The organism is Leptolyngbya sp. KIOST-1 (assembly GCF_000763385.1).
In the GTDB taxonomy this organism is placed as follows: Bacteria; Cyanobacteriota; Cyanobacteriia; order Phormidesmidales; family Phormidesmidaceae; genus Nodosilinea.
Window position 1 is genome coordinate 1 of record NZ_JQFA01000003.1, and the last position, 2,502, is coordinate 2,502.

The 2,502-nt window shown below is 56.2% G+C and carries 2 protein-coding genes; both read right to left on the minus strand.

Annotated features, from left to right (window positions below; translation table 11 throughout):
* Nucleotides 1-21: 21 nt before the first annotated feature.
* Nucleotides 22-899 (minus strand): IS630 family transposase gene (locus tag NF78_RS30440; RefSeq protein ID WP_225885304.1). Its coding sequence is split into 2 segments (ribosomal slippage): nucleotides 22-567 and nucleotides 570-899, totalling 876 coding nucleotides; the frame shifts between segments, so codons are not numbered across the junction.
* Nucleotides 900-931: 32 nt separating this feature from the next.
* Complete coding sequence (locus NF78_RS17000) at nucleotides 932-2,128, minus strand: tyrosine-type recombinase/integrase (protein WP_052050685.1); 1,197 nt, start codon at nucleotides 2,126-2,128, stop codon at nucleotides 932-934.
* Nucleotides 2,129-2,502: the final 374 nt, after the last annotated feature.

The following is a 2,502-nucleotide window of genomic DNA, read 5'->3' on the forward strand; positions in this document are numbered from 1 at the left end:
TTATAGCTATAGCCACTTAGGTTAGGACACCGCTTGCTTGAGGACAGCCTCAATAGCGGCCCGCAGGCCATCGTCGTGGGGGAGGGCTTTTCGGATCCGGCTTTTCAACCACCCCCAGCACTTTTCAATGCGATTTAGGTCAGGGGAGTACGGTGGGAGATAAACCACCTCACAGCCTGCCGATTCAATCAATTCGGCAATGCGCCCGCCATGATGAAAGGTGGCATTATCCAGCACCACCCAGTCTCCAGGACACAACTCTGGAATCAAGCAGGTCTCCAACCAGGTTTCAAAGACGGTGCGGTTACACGCCCCTTCGACGGTAAACGGCGCGATGAGTTGATGCCCCCGATACCCGGCGATCATGTTGACGCGCCTACCGCGTTGCCCGGATTTAAGGTCATAGCACCGCGCTCCTGCTGGGGCATAGCCGTATCCGTAGGCATCACGCTCATCCATTCCCGACTCATCCACGTAGACCAGATGCCGAGCCCTAGACTCAGGAACTTTGGCTATGAACGCCTGTCGCTTGTGCTCGTCTCGCTGACGGTAGCCGTAGGTCTTTTTTTTCGAGTCCAGCCGATGGCGCCTAAGGCCCGTGAGATGGTGCGTTGACTCATCGGGCCGGGCCAACACTCCGCCATCTCCGTCTGGGTCTTATGACGATGCTGCTCGGCAAAAGCGCGAAACCCGTCCCAATCGGTAATTCGCCCTTGGCGGCGGGCCCTTGAGGTGACCTGAGGCGCTAGGCTGCCAGTGGCGGCTTTACGCTTGAGCCACAAGTCGATGGTGTTGCGACTGATCCCAAAAACAACACTGGCTTCGCTCTTCTTCATCCCATCCAGTTCGATGGCGTTGATGACCTTTTGTCGCAAATCGAGGCTGTAGGGTTTGGCCATGGCATGCAGGGGGAGATGGCGTTACCTCTAAATTATGTCCTAATCAGGCTGGCTATAGCTATACCCACCCACTTGGCCACATCCTTGGCATCGATATCCGCCTCCAAGCACAAGGTAATAAACGTGTGCCGACACTGGTACGGACGACGATACTCACTCACCACCCCCTGCTTAACCAACTGCGTCACCAGGCCATCGATCTGCTTACCGTGGCGGTTCTTGTACCCCTTCCAAGCGTGGTTAAGAAAATCGCCAAAGTCGATGATGCCCCCCTTCTTGCTGCGGAAGATGAACGCCTCTGAGTCGCAGCTCTCCGGGCGCATCGCGTTCCAGATATCCCTCAGCTGCCGGTTCACCGGGAATCGCCGCTGGGGCTGAGTTTTGAGCCCACTCTTCAGGGCCAACCCCTTGGTGCTAATGGTGATAGCCTGCTCGAACAGGATGAAGCGATCGTAGATGTGCTTCCACTGAAGGGCGATCGCCTCCGAGGGACGGCACCCCGTAAAGAACAACACCTGCACCAGCGGCGCATAGTAGCCATACAGCTGGCTCTCCTGAAACGCCTGGATGATGGCATCTCGCTCCTCAGCCGTGAAGGGGTTGATGTCAGCCTCCTCTACATCGCCCTTGGAGAGATAGACATCGCCAGCCATATCCCGAAAGGGGTTGTGGTCGATGAGCTGGCTGCGGATGGCCCAGTCGCAGCAGGCGTTGATGTTGGTCAGAACTCGTTTGGCCGTGTTGGGGGTGACATTGGCCAGCAGGTAGTCTCGAATCGCGATCGCATCCCGCAAGTCATCCGTCGGCAGCTTCTGGATATGGTTGCGGTAGCGGCGGTAGTCCACCGCGAAGGTGGACTGGCTGAGTTGAGGCTCCTTAAACTCGGCATACCTCTCCCATAGCTCCGATAACCGCGGCTGTGGAGGCGGCTCCGGCACAGCTGGGGCAATGGGTGTCACCGTCGATAGCGAGGCAGCGGGCCTGTACTTGTCCAGACTGGCATCAAACTCCCCATAGTCGATATCACGCTGGATAGTCGCTGCCAGTGCCGCTGCTCGCTTATTCCCCAGGGGCGTATCTTCTTCCCCAGTCGAGAAATAGAACCGCTTGCTCTTGATTTCTCCGGCCTCAGTGATTACAGGATGGGAGAAGACGAGCTGCAACCGCCCGTGGGAGTTCTTGACCTGAACCGTGCCCTTGCTGGACTTGTTTCTGCCTTTTGCGTACATGATCTGACCTCAATAGGTAATACATGCACTCAAAAAGTACTACTTACAGGTTTATAGTGCCACCAGGTGCCACGATTTTTACCCCAATTTTACCCCAATAACATGTCCAACCATGGCCAAACATGCCCAAAACGGGAACGGCAAGCGCTGCACCGAAGTGCTGCACTCGCCGTCTGAAAGGGGCTCTGGGGGCTGAATCGAGCGGTTTACCGTAAAGGCGACAGGCGGATTCGAACCGCCGAATCGAGGTTTTGCAGACCTAAGTGTTTAGCCCTGAAAGCCTTGCTTGCTATAGCTTTTGGCTTTTAATTATTAATCCTTCTCACCTCCCACAGCCGGATAGTCGCATCACTGCTGCCCGAAGCTAGCCATTG